This is a genomic window from Enterococcus sp. 10F3_DIV0382 (assembly GCF_002140245.1).
GTDB lineage: Bacteria > Bacillota > Bacilli > Lactobacillales > Enterococcaceae > Enterococcus_B > Enterococcus_B lactis.
The window spans coordinates 2,083,599-2,087,220 of sequence record NZ_NGMF01000001.1; the positions used below are offsets into that span (position 1 = coordinate 2,083,599).

Here is a 3,622-nt window from a genome sequence, read left to right on the forward strand (position 1 = left end):
TATAATTATGAAATTTTATTTCAATATATTTTAGTAGAAAATATTATTATTTTTTAATACAGGTTCTTTTTTATATACAAAAAAATTTTTCAAACCTAATAAACTTTACTGTTCCTATACTGATCTATGGGTTTATAAAATAGTATTTAAATAAAATAAAAAACCTTGAAATTTAATTTCAAGGTTTTTCGTAATACCGGCGGCCGGGGTCGAACCGGCACGTCCTCAACGGACACTGGATTTTGAGTCCAGCGCGTCTGCCAATTCCGCCACGCCGGCAAATTAAAAGAATAACTGGGGTAGCTGGATTCGAACCAACGCATGAGGGAGTCAAAGTCCCTTGCCTTACCGCTTGGCTATACCCCAAGAATAAAGGGCGAATGATGGGAATCGAACCCACGAATGCCGGAGCCACAATCCGGTGCGTTAACCACTTCGCCACATTCGCCATCATAAAAGATGTTATTTAATTTCTCAATAAAAAACTAAGATGAAGACATCTTAGTCAATACCGGCGGCCGGGGTCGAACCGGCACGCCCTCAACGGGCACTGGATTTTGAGTCCAGCGCGTCTGCCAATTCCGCCACGCCGGCAAATTAAAAGAATAACTGGGGTAGCTGGATTCGAACCAACGCATGAGCTGTCTCTTATACACATCTAGATGTGTATAAGAGACCGCCTTTATATCATACACAAAAAAAAGTTCTAAACAACCATAATTGTTTAGAACAGAATAAAAATTTTAATTTTTACCACCAATTATTTCTTGATAAAAAATCAACTGTCTACCTGCAGATCAATCTCCTGAAGTATTTTCTCTATCATTTCTTGTTGACTTAATTCGGCAGTCAGTATCTTCTCATTAGGCAATCCAAGTATATCATGCTCCAACCACCAATCCGCCATTTGTTCTGCACCAAATTCTTTTGACATCTTTCTCTGGCTGTGACGTCTCAGCGTTTCTTCAAAAGAAAGATCGTAATAATAAGCAAATACATTTCCTTGAAAGCTCTCATACAGGTCCATAAGCATCGCTTTGTAGATTTTTGCACTCATGATCCCCTCGATAAGGACTAAATCAAATCTGTCTTTTCCAAATTCTGCCAACTGACGGATCAAATCTGGTGTAGGATTTCCTACTTTATCTTTGACATTCAACATTTCTCTTCTCACTTCATCTTGAGAGATTCGCATCACCTTCCCCATAGGAAAATGATTTTGAATAGCTTTAGCTGTCGTTGTTTTCCCACTTGCTGAATTTCCTCTTAATATGACTAGCTTCCCCATAACACTGCATCTCCTTGTATACCAATAATCATTCATCCAACATCATTAATCCTTCTGTTGATTGAAAATAAAAAGAGAATCTGTTTGTATAAAAATCATTCTGATCTGTGGTAAGCATATGGAATGAGATCCGTAATTTTGATTTTTTTAGCCCCCTCTTCTGTTGAGACAATGATTTCACAAGCAGGTGCATACTCCAATATAAACTGTCGGCAATTCCCACATGGAGAATAGATCATGTCAAAATGATCTCCACCCACAGCTACGATACACTCAAAATCACGTTCACCACGACTGATTGCTGTCCCTAACGCAATGATTTCTGCACATGCCCCATGATTCGAATAAACATTCACACCAGTATACACATTACCATTTGTGCAACGTACTGCAGCTCCTACTGTATGATTGAAAGACACCAAATCAATATTTGATTTAATGACTTCGGTTGCAGCATCCACTAATTCTAAATCCATTGTTGATAAATCGCTCATTTTTATCTCCTTTTTTCTGCCAAATCGGTTAAAGTAATCATAATCTTTATATAAAAAAACATCAATGGCAGAACGGAAAGAAAAGAAACGACTCAGTTAATATGTGGACTATTGTTCTTGGTACAACGGTAAAAAAGCAAGCTTGCATTTACAAGCCTGCTTTTGGAACATTTAAAGCTTCGATCAAAGCTTCGATGTGACAAACCACCTATGCTGCTCGATCATAAAATTGATAGCAAAAATTCCACAAAGTATATATGTGCCCCATGATAATAAAACATTCATCTGCGGTAAAATGATCTTTGGAAGAATCACAATCAAAAATGATGCCAGAGCCCAAACCCAACGATTGATGTGAACGTGACGCATAGCCAGCATATTCAACATAAGTTGGCTTATCGTTAATAAAAAGATAAAAACAAAAAATAAAATCAGCCAATACATTGTTTTCCACCTCTGAAATCAGACTTAAGCAGTTTGTATTTCATTATCTCCATTATTATTTTGTTCATCTGACAACATCTTTTTATCATAAGCTTTTACAAATGGATAATAGATGATAAATGCTATCAGTGTATTGATCACAATCAAAACAACCACACGCCAGTCATTTCCTGCTGAAAGGTAGCCGCCGATTGGTGCTGGTAATGTCCATGTTGGCAATACAGTAAATCCATTGACCATTTCTAATTTGACTGCAAAATAGCTGACAATAGTCAAAACTAAAGGAACTAAGTTGAATGGAATGAACATGTAAGGATTCAACATCATAGGAGCTCCAAAAATCATCGGCTCATTGATATTGAAGATACCAGGAATAATGGAAAAACGACCAACTTCTTTTAAGAATTTTGATTTACAAAAGAATAAAAACAAAACTGATACCACAATCGTGGCTCCTGCACCGCCAATCGTAACTGTCCATTGATAAAACTGTTCAGGAGCGATATAAGGCAATTTGGTAGCAGCTGTACCATCTGCTAACGCCTTCGCATTCTCATCCAACATAATCAGCCACATTGGACGAACAACAGCTCCTACGATACTCATGCCATGGATCCCAAATGACCACAACAAATGGATCAAAAACATCGGTAATAAAACACCAAGCAGATTATTCCCTAAAATATTGGTTAAGGGCTCGAATAACGACAATAAGGCAGCGTTTACATCGAAACCCGCGACGCTTCGAATCAACCAAGTCGTTGTTAAAATCACTGCACCAGGAATCAATGCCTCAAAACTACGGGCCACAGCAGGTGGTACTTGTTCTGGCATTTTGATAGTAATATTACGCTTTTTAAAGAAACGATACACTTCCACTGCAAAAATCATGGATAGGATCCCGGCAAACATCCCAGATGCTCCTAAAGAACTCATCGGTAAGACCCAGCCAAGAGGTGCCTCTTCAGGTGTTAAAACGTTTACAGGAACTTGTAACATAAAGAACGTCCCTAGTGATAATATACCACCCGTCACACTATCCAACCCATATGATTTAGCTAGATCCGAACCCATAACAAAAGTTGCGTAAATAGCCATTAATCCCATCGTAATCCTGAAAGGTAAAACGATTGTTGCCGAATAAGGGGCAATAAATTCATTCCACCCAGGAAACGGTAAATTGATGAAAACCATAAAAAATGTACCAATCAAAATCAATGACAGTGTTGAAACAACCCCATTACGAATTGCCAACAAATGTCGCTGTGTACCAATTTTTGCCATTGGTGGGACAAGTTTTTCCTCAACCCATTTCATCAGCTTTTCCACTAAAACCACTCCTTTTCAATAAAATAGAGACCATTCACTGCATAATGAAGCAAAGAATGTTCATAAT

4 protein-coding genes and 4 tRNA genes are annotated in these 3,622 nt (G+C 38.0%); all 8 read right to left on the bottom strand.

Annotated features, from left to right (window positions below):
- Positions 1-194 precede the first annotated feature (194 nt).
- The 8 genes from A5849_RS10440 to A5849_RS10475 all read right to left on the bottom strand — a co-directional run bounded on the left by A5849_RS10440 (position 195) and on the right by A5849_RS10475 (position 3,555).
- Positions 195-279 (bottom strand) — tRNA-Leu (locus A5849_RS10440).
- A gap of 15 nt (positions 280-294) precedes the next feature.
- A tRNA-Gln gene (locus A5849_RS10445) sits at positions 295-366 on the bottom strand.
- Positions 367-375: 9 nt separating this feature from the next.
- A tRNA-His gene (locus A5849_RS10450) sits at positions 376-448 on the bottom strand.
- Positions 449-509: 61 nt separating this feature from the next.
- Positions 510-594, bottom strand: a tRNA-Leu gene (locus A5849_RS10455).
- A 184-nt stretch (positions 595-778) separates the two neighbouring features.
- Positions 779-1,288, bottom strand: a complete 510-nt coding sequence (locus tag A5849_RS10460) for a kinase (RefSeq protein ID WP_002309690.1) — start codon at positions 1,286-1,288, stop codon at positions 779-781.
- Positions 1,289-1,383: 95 nt separating this feature from the next.
- Positions 1,384-1,782 carry a cytidine deaminase gene (locus A5849_RS10465; RefSeq protein ID WP_002309691.1) on the bottom strand — a complete coding sequence of 133 codons (399 nt, stop codon included), beginning with the start codon at positions 1,780-1,782 and terminating at the stop codon, positions 1,384-1,386.
- Positions 1,783-1,965: 183 nt separating this feature from the next.
- Complete coding sequence (locus tag A5849_RS10470) at positions 1,966-2,226, bottom strand: hypothetical protein (RefSeq protein ID WP_002309692.1); 261 nt, start codon at positions 2,224-2,226, stop codon at positions 1,966-1,968.
- 24 nt (positions 2,227-2,250) lie between these two features.
- Positions 2,251-3,555 (bottom strand): PTS sugar transporter subunit IIC, encoded by a 1,305-nt coding sequence (locus A5849_RS10475; RefSeq protein WP_002320565.1) that lies wholly within the window; start codon positions 3,553-3,555, stop codon positions 2,251-2,253.
- Between the last annotated feature and the right edge of the window lie 67 nt (positions 3,556-3,622).